General features: G+C 43.1%; 8 protein-coding genes. 4 read left to right on the forward strand and 4 right to left on the reverse strand.

What is annotated here, in order from left to right:
• The first annotated feature begins 581 nt into the window (after positions 1-581).
• The 3 genes from MJO46_RS16185 to MJO46_RS16195 all read left to right on the forward strand — a co-directional run bounded on the left by MJO46_RS16185 (position 582) and on the right by MJO46_RS16195 (position 7,817).
• Positions 582-4,178 (forward strand): VCBS repeat-containing protein, encoded by a 3,597-nt coding sequence (locus MJO46_RS16185; RefSeq protein ID WP_253990211.1) that lies wholly within the window; start codon positions 582-584, stop codon positions 4,176-4,178.
• A gap of 664 nt (positions 4,179-4,842) precedes the next feature.
• A complete protein-coding gene (locus MJO46_RS16190; RefSeq protein WP_253990212.1) occupies positions 4,843-6,432 on the forward strand; it encodes a DUF262 domain-containing protein in 1,590 nt (529 codons plus the stop codon).
• A gap of 521 nt (positions 6,433-6,953) precedes the next feature.
• On the forward strand, positions 6,954-7,817 hold the full coding sequence (locus MJO46_RS16195) for a tetratricopeptide repeat protein (protein WP_253990213.1): 864 nt from the start codon (positions 6,954-6,956) through the stop codon (positions 7,815-7,817).
• A 577-nt stretch (positions 7,818-8,394) separates the two neighbouring features.
• On the opposite strand, the gene putA is transcribed toward MJO46_RS16195, so the two are convergent.
• The 4 genes from putA to MJO46_RS16215 form a co-directional block, all read right to left on the reverse strand.
• Positions 8,395-11,589 (reverse strand): bifunctional proline dehydrogenase/L-glutamate gamma-semialdehyde dehydrogenase PutA, encoded by a 3,195-nt coding sequence (gene putA / locus MJO46_RS16200; protein ID WP_253990214.1) that lies wholly within the window; start codon positions 11,587-11,589, stop codon positions 8,395-8,397.
• 259 nt (positions 11,590-11,848) lie between these two features.
• A complete protein-coding gene (locus tag MJO46_RS16205; protein ID WP_253990304.1) occupies positions 11,849-12,397 on the reverse strand; it encodes a TIGR04211 family SH3 domain-containing protein in 549 nt (182 codons plus the stop codon).
• A 195-nt stretch (positions 12,398-12,592) separates the two neighbouring features.
• Positions 12,593-13,882, reverse strand: a complete 1,290-nt coding sequence (locus MJO46_RS16210) for an inorganic phosphate transporter (RefSeq protein ID WP_253990215.1) — start codon at positions 13,880-13,882, stop codon at positions 12,593-12,595.
• 25 nt (positions 13,883-13,907) lie between these two features.
• The gene (locus MJO46_RS16215) at positions 13,908-14,588 is read right to left on the reverse strand and encodes a TIGR00153 family protein (RefSeq protein WP_007645532.1); all 681 of its coding nucleotides are present in this window, start codon (positions 14,586-14,588) and stop codon (positions 13,908-13,910) included.
• A gap of 231 nt (positions 14,589-14,819) precedes the next feature.
• On the opposite strand from MJO46_RS16215, the gene MJO46_RS16220 reads away from it, so the two are divergent.
• Positions 14,820-16,331, forward strand: a complete 1,512-nt coding sequence (locus tag MJO46_RS16220) for an inorganic triphosphatase (protein WP_253990305.1) — start codon at positions 14,820-14,822, stop codon at positions 16,329-16,331.
• Positions 16,332-16,366: the final 35 nt, after the last annotated feature.

The following is a 16,366-nucleotide window of genomic DNA, read 5'->3' on the forward strand; positions in this document are numbered from 1 at the left end:
ACATGGATGTTGTTCAAGTCCGTGTGCAGGGCCGCCCCGTCTGATGTGAAAGAATTCACAAATACCACGAATGGTCACTTTATGACAAAACTCAATTACCCTAAACCCTTCATAAACCTGAAAGTGAGTAATTAATAACTGAATATCTAAATATTTAACAATGGGTGTTTCAATAAATTATTGAAAAAGCTGGTTTCAGGAAGTCGCCAGTGTTAGGTCGATATAATATGACCTGTAGTGATGTGATGAATATCTCCAGAACTATTTGTCAGCTTCAAGTTTGACATAATACTGCAAGCCTAGGTAATACAGCGCGACTTTGGGACGTTTTTAATGGCGGATATTGGAGTGATAGCTTCTTTGTTAACCGCTTTATCTACATCGGGGCTATGACCATATCCGTGAGCGGCTAGTCATCAGTAAAAATTGGCGATAAAGGAACAAGTGAGCCAGTTGATTTTTTTGTTGTGTGTTAGTTGCTTACTTGTTGTCGAGTAAATACACTATGCGGAGCAAAATATCGACACCCATAATCATAAAAAACACAACTTTTTGAATTAGCATTTTATTAGGGATGAACAATGTTATTAAACTTCAAATTTGGGTTAGCTTGTGTGCTAGCGCTGTCACTAACAGCTTGTGGTGGTGGGTCGTCTGACTCAGACTCCAGCAACAATAATCCAATTCCCCCCAGTGGCAACATAGATCCAGATTCAAAAATAATTATCAATGCCTCTGACTACACTCCTTCTCAGCTAAAAACGGCAGCCAAGTCATTAGTGACTAAAAAGTACACTGGTAGCAAACAACCAGCGCAGCTTGATATCAGTTTATCTCAATCCACTTTTAAGCAAGTGTTCAATGGGGAAGGAATGCCATTACCTAACCTTTACCTTGAAAAAATTTTGGACAACACCTCAGATAAAGGCGACATTAACGCCAAAGTTGCCTGTGATGTAAGCGGGAGCATTAACTATAAGGGTAAGCTCAATGGCGATGGTTTAGGAAATGTGTCGATTGAGTTTGATCGTTGTAAAAGCAGAAATAACAGCCTCACCACCGGTAATTTTGCCATTGCGATAAAAAGCGTGCTCGAGAATGATTTTAAAGTGGATATTTACTTTGACAATGTCACTTGGACCCAAGGAGGTTCGCCAATATCAGTAACTGGTTTTTATGGTATAAAAGAATCGAATGACTATGTTGGTGGCTATAAATACAGCTTTGATATTGAGTTGGTTTATAACGTTGTAGGTCAACAGTACCTTTATCAACTGGTTAGAACGACTCAAAATAGTGTACAGACAGCTTCAGAAAGCTTACAAGGCGATTACTTTGTCAGTGATATTGGTAAAGTTGCTATTAAAACAGAATTGGTTGGTACTAACTTTTTCGGTGGAAAAATTATCTTTAGTGGCAGCAATCAAACCGCCTTAGAGTTTAATCATGACGTTGGTAGCGTGTTAATCAAATACACCCAAGATAACGATAATGACGGCGCGTATGATGTAGGCACGTACTTTTATGATCTTTATGACTTAATCTCGGGTGATGTGTCAAAAAAATTACTGGTTAGTTTAGACACTCTATCTTTACCTCCTGTAGCGTCTTCACCGTGGGGAAACACATATAATGTTTATACCTACACCCCTTTAATGGTGACTGCAGGAAGTTATAGTGACCCTGACACCCCAATTGAACAGTTACAAATTAGCTATCGCTGGTACATTAATGGTGTATTAGTAGAGGGCCAAAATAGCAATATTTTACCTGCTTATATTGCTGTTTATGGTGATGACGTAAAAGTCAGCATGGTGGTATTTGATGGCAGCAATTTTGTTGAAAGTAGCTTTTTTACTTTTACTCTCGGTGATGCACCGCTCGAAATTGAACTAACATATTTACCAAGCAACATACACGCTGGTGATACTATTGAGTTTACTGCATCATTTATCGACCCAGATAACCCAAATAGCCAATCAAGCAGTAAATTGCTTGCCGCACCAAGTGGCGCAACCATAAACAGTGATGGTTTAGTCACTTGGAATGTTGGCAATGACTTTTTATTCCCACTGCAAACATTTGATTTTACCTTTGCGATAACCGATACCAACGGCAACATTACCAACCAGCAAGTAGTTAGCATTGAAGCCACGTCAGATAAACCTTTCCCTGTTACTCGCTCGGGAATTGAAGTGCCATCAAACAACCAATCTATGCTAATTGGTGATTTTGATCATGATGGCCGCAATGAAGTGCTGGCAACAGACAACTTACATAGACTATTTTTACTCGCAGAATCAAACGGCAACTATAGCCAAAAGTGGCTATATCCATTTAACCTGCCAACTCGCGGCAATATTGTTCAACTACTTACCTTTGATCTTGATAATGATGATGTAGATGAAATACTAGTGGTGACTCAGCATGGTATCAGTGTGATTGATGGCATGAATTCACTGCCTACATCACTATTTGACACAGAGCACTACATTAGCTCTGCAGCGATCACGGATACTAACAATGATGGCATAGCAGAAATCGGCTATTTACATGCTAAATCAGATTACAACAGCGACGCAACGCTCAGCGTTATTAGCTACAATGCACCGAATACCAGCTTATTATCGTTTGATGTAGAGCAAGCCAAACAGGTTATTTTTGCTGATGTTGATAACCAAGCAGGCCTTGAAATTATCATGAACAACGGCCTTGTTTATGATGCCGTAACAGGCGCCAATAAATGGATAAGTAGCACCCAATTTGGTGATGCCTATATTGCCGCAGGTGACGTTAATAACGATGGCATTAATGAAATTGTTGGGGCTAATTCTTGGGGCAACATTACGGTGTTCTCGGCACAAAACAAGTCACAGTTGGCTAGCCTTGAAGTTTTTAATACTTGTTCAATCAATGTAAGTAATATTGATAACGATGCTGCTGATGAAATCATTATTGGCGATTGTCAGTGGGGTGATATTCATGCCTACAACTTAGTGGGTGCCGATTTAGTGCAACTGTGGTCGGTCAACATGCAAGACCATGGTTCAAAATCAGTGGTCATCGGTGACTCTGATAACGACGGCAAAGATGAGATACACTGGAGCACTGGTACTAGTTCAACTGGTAAAGACTCGTTTATTGTTGCAGATTTAACTGCTTCATCAGTGACGATTAAACCAAACGATTCATCAGTTCAGCTAGACACATTTTCAAGTGCGGGTTGGTCGCATATTACAGAAGATAATGAACAAGCGGTTTTCTTCGTGCCTACATCCAGTAGCGGTTATGGCGGTAGCCGTATTGTCACCATGAACACACAGGGGCAATATGATATCAGTAATGAAATATCATCAAACTGGGATCGCAGTTCAATGGCCGTCACCACAGACTACAACCAAGATGGCTTTGGCGACATATTTCTACCTACCACAAATCTTTATGAAGGTTCTTTTGGGGTCATGCAATTGTTTGATCATAGCATGCAGTGGCAAACAACTGGCAATAATGATGTAGATATCAACACTATCAAAGCTGAAGATATCAATGCCGATGGTTTTATTGATGCCATCTATAGTGATAGTAATAAGTTAAACTTGGTTGATATTGAGAATGAAAAAGTTATTGCTAAATATACCTTTGGTTCAAATGTTGATGATGTTGAGATAAATCTAGACAATATTATTGTTGCCCGATATGACGCCTTATCAGTGCTGATATTGGGTAATGGTCAACTATCAGAAAAGTCATTTATCAGCCAAAGCTGTAACCGTATTCAGTTAATTAACTATGATACAGATGCCGCTAAAGAATTACTGTGTGTTAAAAGTGAACCTTACAGAACAGATAAAAGTGATATCTATATTTACGATATCATAGATAATACACTCGTTGAAAAAGCACATTATGAATATAAAAATAGAATTATTGATGTTGCTGTTGACCCCTCAACAAACAATCAACAAGCATTTTATCTAACCACCCAGCAAGGAACTGCTAGCTATTGGGATGATAATATCTATCTATTAGAAAAGATTAATGCTTCTGGTCATAGGATTTGGCGTAGCCCACGTTTAATTGGTCAACCAAGTGAACATAGTTTAAAAGTACGCCTAAATCCTGAGCGGAAAACCCAAATTATGCTGGCTACCAGTGATGCAATGTACCTTATCAAGTAATCTGTTAATTACGACCTAAGTTCAAAAATCTAGCACCTGCTGAATGCCGTTCACTTAATGTGAACGGCATTTTTTCACCGGATATCCGTTGTAGTATGTGTTGAAAGCCCTTTGGGCATAAAGCATTCCTATGCTATCGCGTCAGACGCTTGACCCTGATTCGACTGACGCTATCTCGGCATCTGATAGGCAGGATGCCTAAATGTCGTGAAGTGCATGGTCAATGATGTTCCATACATCATACTGACATTTTCCATTTCCCTATGGATCAGATGCACGAGAATGACCATGCCTCGCTCACGCAACGAACGCAAATGCCCTGCGGCAACTCCGAGGGGAAGGTGAACTTCTGTCGCAACTGTGTGAGCTGTTAACCCCCAAAGATCTGTGCCTGTCCTGTCTTTTCTGTCTTTTAGTGGGGGAAGCCAGCATGTGGAGCCTGAATGCTGTCAATCAAGGTCATTAATCTGTCCAAAATGAGCGAGAAAGAATAATAAAGCTAGAACGATATCAAGTGATTATCCTCCAAATTGTATAAAAAATAGCTACCCTAAAAAAGCAAATTCCTATAGCATTATTCATACCAATTTATGTGGATGTGGCAGCTGCTAAGTCCAACAAAAATACTAAGACGTTATAAATATAAACTAACCAGAGGGATCTAATGAAAACGGCAGAGATTACACCGACCGCACAGAAAATCGATAAGTTAATCAAAAGAATCGATGAAGGTGACATAAAAATCCCAGCTTTTCAAAGGGGTTATGTTTGGAAGCAAGAGCAGGTATTAGACCTGTTGGAAAGTATCGTTTCTGAATACCCTATAGGGAGTGTTCTTCTATGGAAAACAGATGAAAAACTAAATTCAACACGAAATTTAGCTGGTTACAAAATACCTGAAAGAAATGAATCATACCCAGTAAACTACGCACTAGATGGCCAGCAAAGATTGGCCAGTATTTACGGTGTATTCAGTAGCCTTATTGAGCAGGAAAAAGATATAACAGGATACAATCCTAGTATTGATATATTTGAGATTTACTACGACTTTGAAAAAAAGATATTTGTGGATAAGTCTGGGGCGGGATCGGAAGAAAATGTTATTCATCTACGTAAATTATTGAATGTGACAACATTGATTGATGCTCTATCTGTATTGAAAAAAGATTATCATAAAAATGCACAGGAATTGGCGTCACAATTTTTAAATTATGAAGTCCCTGTTGTTACTATTGAAAATAGAAGTCGAGATGACGTGGGGATAATTTTTGAACGAATAAATAATACGGGCACAAGATTAAGTGCGTTAGATTTGATGACAGCATGGACATGGACAGATGATTTTCACCTACTTGAGTCTTGCAATTTGTTGCTGGAATCGTTGGAAGGAAAGGGGTTTGGGAATATACAGCATAAAACTCTTTTACAAATAATATCCGCCGTTATACAGGATACAACTGTAAGTAAAAACATACTGAATTTAAAAGGAGAACAGGTTCGCGATAATTGGTGGAGAATTGAAAAAACGATACAAAAAGCTATAGATTTTTTGGCTACTGATATCGGATGTCAACATATAGACTTTCTACCATTCACCCAACAGTTGATTCCAATAATTAAATTTTTTGACCTTCTCAGTAGACCTTCTGCTGAGCAACTTAAAGTATTGAGGCAATATTTTTGGAAGACATCTTTTTCTAATCGGTATTCAACTGGTCAAACAAATGCGAAGATGGATTCCGATATTGAAAGATTAAAAGAGTTGGCCGCTGGTGATATTGATGCTTTTAGTGATTATCAATATACGGTGACAGAAAGTGTCCTAAAAAATACAAAATTTTCCAAGGCAAATCCAATAACTAGAGCTTTTTTACTTCTGGTTGCTAAGCAGTGTCCTATGGATTTGGTGAAGAATCAAAGAATTGATATCGGTAATTCCCTAGCTCAATATAATCGAAAAGAATATCACCATGTTTTTCCTCACTCATTTTTGAAGGAAAGAGGTATTTCTCATGATAATATATTTTGCGTGTTAAATTTTTGTTTTCTTTCATCCGATTCTAATAAGGCTATTTCCAAAAAATCACCGTCGGACTACTTCTTTAATTTAGTGCCTGATAATGATTTTAATGATATTTTGATAAGTAATCTACTGCCTATTAAAAAAGAGATTTACAAAAATGATGATTACGATCTTTTTAAAGATCGGCGAGCTAATGAGTTACTAACCAAACTGGATATAGTAACCAGTTAATAAAAATTTATTGAGTACTAAAATACTAAAGGACACAAGGAACACAAAGAAAAGACACCAAAGAAAGCCAAAGAAACAAAGAAAGGACAGGCAGAACTCTTTTTAGATTAACAGCTAACACTGCAATCTCTGGAGTTCACTTTCCCCTGCGAAGTTGCCGCAGGGCGTTGGAATAAATTGCGTGAGTCCGGTCATGGATGACCGGCTAGCTTTCGTAGGTACAGGGACGTTGTCTTCGGAAGCGATAGCTATTTATCTATAAGACCAAGGCTAGTAATCAATGCATGTAACTTCGCTAAGGGCGTCTTGGCTGCTTGTGAAAACAACAGCAAGGAGAATAAAATTTAACAATGGGTGTCTTAATAAATTTTTTCTTAATTAATTTTCTTACATCCTCACAAACCGTATCTGGCGCTTTACCTTAAATGACAAAGATATGTATGCTAATGTCGTATCTGCCAAATGATTTATTATAACAACCACTGTAACAAGATCAGCTAGGCGAAATGGAAGGAACCAATATGCTTAAGTCTTTTATTTTTATGCTCTCATTAACCACAGTTACAGGTTTTGTTGAAGCCAAAAGCTCAACAGATACTTCGACTAAAAATATATCTTTTACTCCTCCTAATGTTGAAGTGCTCTCAAAGAAAATTGACATGGACGACTTAAAAATCTGTGCAGAAACCCAACCGAAATGTGCATCAGCTCTAGGGGTCTTTTACTTATATGGAAAAGGAGTCGAACAGAACTACCAAACAGCATTTGAGTTCTTTTCCTTTGCAGCAAAACATGATGTAGGTAATGCATATTTTCATCTTGGTATTATGTATAAAGATGGCGTAATAACTGGGAAGAATGATTTCATACAAGCATTTGAAGCTTTTTCCTCCGGAGCTGGTTTAGGAGATCGCCCTTCACAAATATTTTTAGCATCTGCGTATGAAACGGGTGAAGGCGTTGAAATAAATTATGAAAAAGCTCTTAAATGGCATTTGGCAGCTTCTGCGCAAGGAGACGATACAGAGCAACGCAAAGTCTGTGATTATTACCAAAATGGCTGGGGTACGGAAATCGATTACGGAAAATCTTATGAGTATTGCAAACGTGCATTATTAAACGGCAATGCCATTGCTGCCCAAAGGTTAGCGAATCATTTTTATAAGGGGTTGGGCGTCAAGAAAGACATATTGCAAGCCTATAGCCTTCTAATTGTATCGAAAGAACTAGGAAATTCTGCTGTCGATAAATACCTGCCTCACGTTCAAAGTTTGTTATCAGATGAAGAAATACTTAAGTCAAAGAACGAAATCGAGATTTGGCATAAAGAAATAATTAACAATAAATCGAAAAATGAGTCAGACAAAAGCTCCAAAAAACTATAATTTATTAAGAGTTCTATTGTTAAATTTTGTAACGAAAATGCAGAGTTGCGGCATGTTCAGGCTAACAGGATACTCAGTGATTAGCCGTGTAAAATTAGATAGGCACCACTCTCTTGGGATTAACTGTTAACTCTGAAGTAACAGAATACGTCTCCCCTCGGAGTTGCCGCAGGGTGAATAGACAAATTGCGTGAGTCTCGCCATGGATGGCGAGCTAGCTTTCGCAGGTGCAGGGACGCATCCTTCGGAAGCGATAGCAAATTTGGCAATGAGCACAAGGGGTTTTCAACTCCGTTAGGGGCGTCTTGGAGCATCCAAGGAGGATAGGACGAGCAGTCCTCCTTGGTCGGGTGTGGGGTGAAGCCCCACGACTTTGATTTTTATTGATAAACTCAAATGAAAAAGCGAAGACTCCCATAATGCTCAGGTATCTAAAAAGCTATCCCTAAAAAATGATGGGGGAGCCACTGATTCCTGTGCTCATTTCTCGAATTGAATTTTAGGTATAAGCATTCATTACCAAATAAAAAAGCCAGACTCAGTCTGGCTTTTGTTCAACTCTCACAGGTGAGATAGCTTATTCTTCGCTATCACCGAGTGACAGCAGAGTCGCATTACCACCGATGGCGGTGATGTTGTTGGTGCGAGTCTTTTCAGTCACAAAGCGAGTTAAGTAGTGTGGGCCACCGGCTTTAGGGCCAGTACCTGATAGACCTTGACCGCCGAAAGGCTGTACGCCAACCACAGCGCCGATTTGGTTACGGTTGATATAGACGTTACCCACATTCACTTTATCTGCCACTTCAAGGGCATGGCCTTCATTACGGCTGTGGATGCCTAAGGTTAAACCAAAACCTGTGCTGTTGATTTCATCGATCACTTTGCCAAGATCGGCGGCTTTATAACGGATCACATGTAGGATTGGGCCAAAGTGTTCTTTCTCGAGCACTTTAATTGAATCAATTTCAACCGCGGTTGGCGACACAAAGTGGCCATTTTCAGTACCAGCAGGCAGTGGCATCTGCTTGATAAGCTTACCGACTTGCTTGATATGGTCGATATGGGCATCAAGATTCGCTTTTGCGGTAGCGTCAATCACTGGGCCTACATCGGTTTTTACTGAGCTTGGATTGCCAATGACTAATTCATCCATCGCGCCTTGCAGCACTTCGATCACGCGATCGGCGATGTCTTCTTGCAGGAAGAGCACGCGCAATGCGGAGCAGCGTTGACCCGCACTGGTGAAAGACGATGAAACCACATCGTTAACCACTTGCTCAGGTTGCGAGGTTGAGTCCACCACCATGGCATTTTGACCGCCGGTTTCGGCAATCAAAGGAATAATCGCGCCTTCGCGGTTGGCTAGTGTGCGGTTAATCAGTTTTGCCGTGCCGGTTGAACCGGTAAAGCATACGCCGCCGATACGTTCATCGGCCGTAATTGCAGCGCCGACAGTGGCGCCAGTACCGGGTAGGAATTGCAGCACATCGCTTGGAATACCTGCTTGGTGAGCAAGTTGCACCGCGCGGTAACCAATAATCGAGGTTTGCTCCGCAGGTTTTGCGATAACTGTATTACCCGCAGCTAATGCCGCTGACACTTGACCTAAGAAGATCGCCAATGGGAAGTTCCATGGGCTGATACACACGAATACGCCGCGGCCTTGGAGGAAGAGTTCGTTCAGCTCACCCGTTGGGCCAGGAAGTAATTCAGGTTTTGCCATCATCTTCTTGGCTTGCACTGCGTAGTAACGGCAGAAGTCGACGGCTTCACGGACTTCGTCGATACCGTCTTGAATGCTCTTGCCCGCTTCACGGGTACAAAGCGCAATCAGCTCTTCGCGGTTTTCTTCTAATAAATCCGCTAGCTTTTGCAGTGCTGATGCACGGGTTTCAACGGGCGTACGTGCCCAAGAGGCAAATGCTGCTTCGGCGGATGCCAGTGCTTGTTGAATCGCTGCGTCATCGGCAAAGGCCACTTGACCCACGGTTTGAGTAGTATCGAATGGGCTAACAACCGTTTTATGTTCGCCAGTTAAAGTTTTACCGTTAACCAGAGGACCCGCTTGCCATTGGGTATTTTTGAATTTGTCTAAGGCCGCGAAAAATGGCTCAGATTCGGAAATGATGTTCATATTGAGTCCCTTGGAATTTTTGCGATCGCTACCGAAAATATCGGTAGGTAAAACGATTTTGTTGTTAGCCAGGGTTTTATAGCCCGTCAGCGTTTTTAGCGGATGCACCACTAAAGACTCGATTGGGGTTTTTGGGTCGACTAGTTTATGGACGAACGACGTGTTCGCGCCGTTTTCCAGCAGACGGCGCACTAAATAGGGCAGCAGATCCTTATGGGCACCGATAGGCGCATAGATACGCACCGCTTTCGCACCCGCTTCCGACAGAATAGTGTCGTACAGCTCTTGTCCCATGCCGTGTAGGCGTTGGAATTCATGGTTACGATCGCCCGCCATATCGGAAATCGCCGCCACAGTTTGCGCGTTATGGCTGGCAAATTGTGGGTAGATAGCACCGCGAGTCGCATCCGATAACAAGTAACGGGCGCAGGCGAGGTAAGAAACGTCAGTACCGGCTTTGCGAGTGTAGAGTGGGTAAGCGGCTTCACCTGCTTGTTGTGCCCATTTAAGTTCGCTATCCCAGTAGGCGCCTTTCACTAAGCGAACTGGGATCTCATCCCCTTGCTCTTTCGCCAGACGAGTCAACCAAACTAGCACAGGCAGAGCACGCTTAGAGTAGGCTTGCACGACTATGCCAAGTAATCCCCAGCCTTTTGTCGCTTCAGAATTAAACAGTTTTTGGAATAATTTTAGCGATAACTCGAGGCGATCAACTTCTTCAGCATCGATAGAGATACCAATATTTAAGCCGCGCGCCAGTTTAATTAGGCGGATAACGGTATCGTACAGCTCAGTCAGCACGCGGTCTTCGTTGGCGACTTCGTAACGCGGGTGCAGCGCCGATAATTTGATGGAGATTGTTGGGCGCGGTGACTCGTTTTCATTATAGTTTTGAGCGCCTAACTCTGTGATTGCATTGGCGTAATCGGTAAAGTATTTTTCGGCATCTTTACGGGTTAACGCCGCTTCGCCCAGCATGTCGTAGGAATGGGTATAACCCAGTTTACGCTTGTCTTCGCTGTTCTTGAGCGCTTCTTTCATAGTGCGGCCCAGCACGAACTGCTTACCCATGATCTTCATCGCCGCCATCATGGCTTGGCGGATAACGGGCTCACCGAGGCGATTCACTAAACGGCCCAATAGGCTACTTGGGGTGCCATCGATTTTTTTATCTAAGCTGACAATTTTACCCGTGAGCATTAGGCCCCAGGTCGATGCGTTAACGAGCACAGAATCACTCTTGCTCATATGCTCATCCCACTTAGCGCCTGATAATTTATCTTCAATCAGCGCATCGGCGGTGGCGGCATCGGGAATACGTAACAGGGCTTCGGCTAAACACATCAGGATAATGCCTTCCTGTGTTTCTAAGCTGTACTGTTGGAGGAAGGCGTCGATGCCGACCATTAAGCCTTTTTTCTCGAATTGACGAACCTTATTGACCAGCTCGTGGGCACGACGAGTGACGCGCTCTATGGCTTCATCACTGGAGGGTACTAGTTTGATTAACTCTGACAAGTATTGTTCTTCATCGACAATGTAGTTGTCGGTGACGGCTCTGAACAGTTCGTCGAGATTGGCAGAATCGTATCGGCCTGCCAGCACTTCACTCGCTTTGAACATAGTAATCGCTTCCATCTTGGCCAATTATCTCGGCGCTATTGTTGAAACAAAAATGGGGGGCGCGAAACGCATTTGATATTTTGTATACAATATGAAGGTTTGCGCGCGCAGATTATACAACCAAAATGTGACGGACAACACTCTAGCGTAGAAGAATGTGAAGAATGTTTAACTCAGGAGTAAATGAGTTGATGTAACGCTTGATTGACAAAAAAGCCAGTGTTTGAAAACACTGGCTTTTTAGAGGGATAAATCGCGCTGAGGCGTTAAATAATTACATCCAGCGTTTCTTGTTTCGACGCTGTGGTCTAGGTAAATAAACCAAAATAACCCCAAGAATTAACCCAGCTGCCGCGATCAGCCCCCCTTCACGCCAGAGGGCAAATTGAGCATCTTGGGCGCTACGGTCAACGGCCACTTTGAGACTATCACGCTCCTGCGTGGTTTTGCTCAGCATGGCTTCCGCTTCGCTTAACTTAGCTTTGAGTTCAGCGACTTCATCGGTATGGTTACCCGTCGAGTTTAGCACTTCTGCCAGTTTCGCTTTTGCTTCGTTTAGCTCATTTGTCAATGTTGCCACTTGCTCACGAAAACTTGGGGTTGAGCTGATTAGATTGGTCGGCACCCAACCTTCGCGACCTTTGTGATCGATTATTTTGGAATAATCGCCCTGAGTTTCGCCCAGTAAGCTAATAGGTTGTCCCGCTTCAATTGACCCCAAAATACGGTAATCAGTACCTGGGCCATTAAGAATATAAAGAAACACGTTATCCGAGATGTAGCGGGATTGGCCTTCGGCCAGCAGGTTGGAAGACAGTAACATCATTCCCACCAGAGTCAGGAGTCTTAACACTTTTGTATTCTCATCAACGAAATAGTGACCACATGCTAGGGATTTGAGGCCTGCAATGCAAGAGGGAAGTCATAGACTTCCCTCAACTTTGCCGCATCCATGCCTGCTATTCCTGTATTGTTATGCTTTTCTATGGCGAACGTGCCACAGAAGCTCTCATTCTTCTTAGTTAAAGATGCCTTTAATCATAAAGAAGAAGATGATGGATAAACCTGCACCCGCAGGTAAGGTCACCACCCAAGAGACAACGATATTACGTACTACGCCGATGTTAATCGCCGCGATACCACGGGCCATACCCACACCTAATACCGCACCGACTAAGGTTTGAGTGGTAGAGATAGGTAAACCTGTACTTGATGCAATCACAACTGTTGTTGCAGCAGCTAATTCAGCCGCAAAGCCACGACTCGGGGTTAAGTGAGTGATGTTTTTACCAATGGTTTGCATCACGCGCTGACCAAAAATCGCTAGACCCATAACGATACCGACGGCACCTAAAGGCAGGATCCACCAAACTAACGGTGATTTTGAGGCGATTTCGCCACCACTATTCACCACTGATACCACTGCTGCTAATGGACCAATTGCGTTAGCAACATCGTTTGAACCATGGGCAAAAGCCATACAACAGGCAGTCAATACCATCAAAATTGCAAATACTTTCTCAACGTTAGCGAACATCGTTTGGCGGTTAGCCTTGTCGCTCATTTTTAAACGAGAAATTGCAATTTTACCTACTATGCCAACAACGGCAGCAATAACAGCAGCAAGTAAATAGGACTCAGCAACGGAGAAATGCAGACCAACATGGGAAAGACCTTTAAGTATGGTCATCAACGCCATAATGAATCCGGCAAATGCCATGTAGAACGGAACATAGCGTTTAGCGTTAGCAAGTGGATCATCAGTGTTGAAGATCAACTTTTGAGTACTTTGGAACAGAATAAAAGCCATAAAACCTGAAATGGCAGGCGTAATGACCCAAGAGCCAACGATGCCGCCAACCTTTTCCCAAGCTACGGCATCACTACCCACACCCACAGCGGCGAAGCCGATAATCGCCCCCACAATAGAGTGAGTGGTAGACACTGGCCAGCCTAAGGCTGATGCTACAACTAACCAAATCCCTGCGGCTAATAGTGAGCCGATCATGCCGTAAACTAATAATTCAGGCGTCGCAGTGAAATAACTAGGATCAATAATCCCGCTACGAATGGTGTTAGTCACTTCGCCACCGGCTAAAAATGCGCCAGAAAATTCAAAAATCATAGCGATAATAATCGCTTGTTTAATTGTAACAGCGTTTGAACCGACAGAGGTTCCCATCGCGTTGGCTACGTCGTTAGCGCCAATACCCCACGCCATGAGAAAACCAAATGCGGCTGCAATGGCAATAAGCCACGGGCCGTTGGTGGCTAATACGTTAGCCACCTCAATACCTGCATCAACCATATTGATACCTTGATAACCTTATTTATTAAACGCGAGCCAGCATAAGCTCAAGACGTGACCCGACGCGTTCGGCGAGATCCGCAAGACCACCGACCCATTCAATCGTTTTGTAGAGGAACATCACATCGACAGGATTCAATTCAGATTCCAGGGCGAACAGCTGACGGCGTAACTGAATTTGTAGATCGTCAGTATCTTCTTCGATGATATCGAGTTCGTTGATCATTTTGGCCACTAGGTCGACTTCACGACCGCGGAAACCCGTTTCTAACAGATCTTCTAGCTCGTTAATGACTTGTTGTGCAAGACCTACCGCATCAATACAGCGTTGTAGATAGGCAATAAAAGGCACTTGCATGACCTGAGGGATAAGCAATTGACGGCCGATAACACGACCAGAGATATCTTTTGCTTTATTAGCGATTTTATCTTGTTGAGTTAATAGTTCCAATAAATCAGTACGTTCTACCGGCATAAACAAACCGCTTGGCAGAGTGAGACGAATTTCACGTTTGAGTGAATCACCTTGCTTTTCGGCTAAGCTGATTTGCTTACGTAGTTGAACTGCATTATCCCAGTTACCTGTGATAGTGGCTTCGAAAAAGGGGACCAGTAACGATGCGCAATCGTAGACCTTGTCCATGTGCTCTTGAAGAGGCTTAATTGGCGATTTTGCAAACACGCCCAAAATAGAGTTTACTGGCATTGCCGTTTACCTATTTAGATTGTTCCATGATTGGAAAAAGCGGGCGCATGTTAACCTATGCGTCCGCGTATTGAAACTGTGTTTTTTGAGAAAAAATCACAGCTATATTCTAACGGGTTCTATACCAACTTCAAAACCAAATCCTAAGGGATTTTTATGACAGATTTGTGACATTATGAACTAAAGATGACACATGGGTGAATGTTTGATGACAAAGTGAGCGATCGTGCAATGAATGCTGAGATTGAATTAAAGCTGTTTTTTCTACCACAATACCAAGAATCACTGATAAATAAGTTAGATAGCCTCGACAGCTCCGTACCTCAAGGCAAGCGTCGTTTAGCAAATGGTTATTTTGATACTCCTGACCTACAGTTACGCCGCTGGGACATGGGATTGCGGGTACGGGGTTACGATGAGCATAAAGAACAGACCATAAAAACCGCAGGACAAGTGGTCGGTGGGATCCACTCTCGGCCTGAATATAATGTAACCATTCAAGCGGATAGCCCAGATTTAAGCCTATTTCCAGCCACAATTTGGCCAGAGGCTGCAGATATTGCTGCCGTCCAAGCTCAGTTGAGTTGTGTCTTCCACACCGATTTTTATCGCCGTACTTGGCATGTTGAAGTTGACAACAGTGTGATTGAAGTTGCGTTAGATACCGGGGAGATTACCGCTAACGGTCAGCATCAAGCCCTATGCGAGTTAGAATTTGAATTACTCAGTGGTGACACTCAAGCACTGTTAACCCTAGCGCGACAAGTGGCGAAAGTCGTTCCCGTGCGTTTAGGTAAAGCCAGTAAGGCGCAGCGCGGCTATCGACTTGCAGGTAAACAAAAGCCCTTAGCGCTTAGCGCGCTCGAATTTCTACCGCTGCCAACGCCGGTGGATATGAACCTACACCAACCCCATCAGCAAGAACTGACGGCCACCTGTCAGGTGCTACTCGAAACCGCGCTTGAACGTTGGCAACTGCTTGAGGGCATGATAACGGAGGAAGTTGATAACGAAGCGAGCATCGCACTTTGGTGGCGGATGCGGGCTTGTATCCGTTTACTGCGAATGACCTTAACACAGTTTGATTTGCTCGATACCACCTTGGCGCAGCGGTTTATGGATATCGAACCTCAGTTAGATTTTATTGAAAAGGTTCAATCGCTTACGGCTTTGCTTGGCAGCCAAAAGGCTTTAGTGAATAGACTCACTCAAAGTCGTACATTAGCACTGCAGCTGCGTGCTCAGTTGGATGAACTTAAGCTCAGCGAACAGCTACCTTCCCTTTGGCGACAAGTGGAATATGGTCAATTGCAATTGGCGATTGTCGACATTCTACTCAATATCAGTGCGGGCAATATTCCCTTAAATAATGAACTGGGGTTACAGCAACATGCCGATAGGGCTCAGCAAGCCTCATGGCAGGCTGTTCTCGATGCTATGCCTTTAGATAAACCTATGGGGTGCGGTGATTACCTAGGATGTGCGAGGCTATTGGATGAAAGCATTCAAGTAGGGCAAGCCTATGGTGCACTATATGAAGCTAAATCCCGTGACGCTTTTCGTGCCCCTTGGCAGGACATAGTACTTGGGATCAAAACCTTAGCCTGTTATCGCACTTTAAATGGGGCGGCGCAGCAACTGGGAATGGATTTAAGTGAATGGCTTGAGGACAAACAGCAAAGCTTACTCTTCGCCATGGAATCCTCCAGACAAAATGCGCTGCAGCAAACAGTCTATTGGTAGTTTAATAGTGACGATTAGGGCCCAAGGAGCGGGCT

The organism is Shewanella sp. KJ2020 (genome assembly GCF_024197625.1).
Taxonomy (GTDB): Bacteria; Pseudomonadota; Gammaproteobacteria; order Enterobacterales; family Shewanellaceae; genus Shewanella.

Bases quoted from the DNA above. Each gene is read 5' to 3' on its own strand.
- putA (WP_253990214.1), bottom strand. From the start codon at position 11,589: ATGGAAGCGATTACTATGTTCAAAGCGAGTGAAGTGCTGGCAGGCCGA.
- MJO46_RS16215 (WP_007645532.1), bottom strand. From the start codon at position 14,588: ATGCCAGTAAACTCTATTTTGGGCGTGTTTGCAAAATCGCCAATTAAG.
- MJO46_RS16195 (WP_253990213.1), top strand. From the start codon at position 6,954: ATGCTTAAGTCTTTTATTTTTATGCTCTCATTAACCACAGTTACAGGT.
- MJO46_RS16205 (WP_253990304.1), bottom strand. From the start codon at position 12,397: ATGTTACTGTCTTCCAACCTGCTGGCCGAAGGCCAATCCCGCTACATC.
- MJO46_RS16220 (WP_253990305.1), top strand. From the start codon at position 14,820: ATGAATGCTGAGATTGAATTAAAGCTGTTTTTTCTACCACAATACCAA.
- MJO46_RS16210 (WP_253990215.1), bottom strand. From the start codon at position 13,882: ATGGTTGATGCAGGTATTGAGGTGGCTAACGTATTAGCCACCAACGGC.
- MJO46_RS16185 (WP_253990211.1), top strand. From the start codon at position 582: ATGTTATTAAACTTCAAATTTGGGTTAGCTTGTGTGCTAGCGCTGTCA.
- MJO46_RS16190 (WP_253990212.1), top strand. From the start codon at position 4,843: ATGAAAACGGCAGAGATTACACCGACCGCACAGAAAATCGATAAGTTA.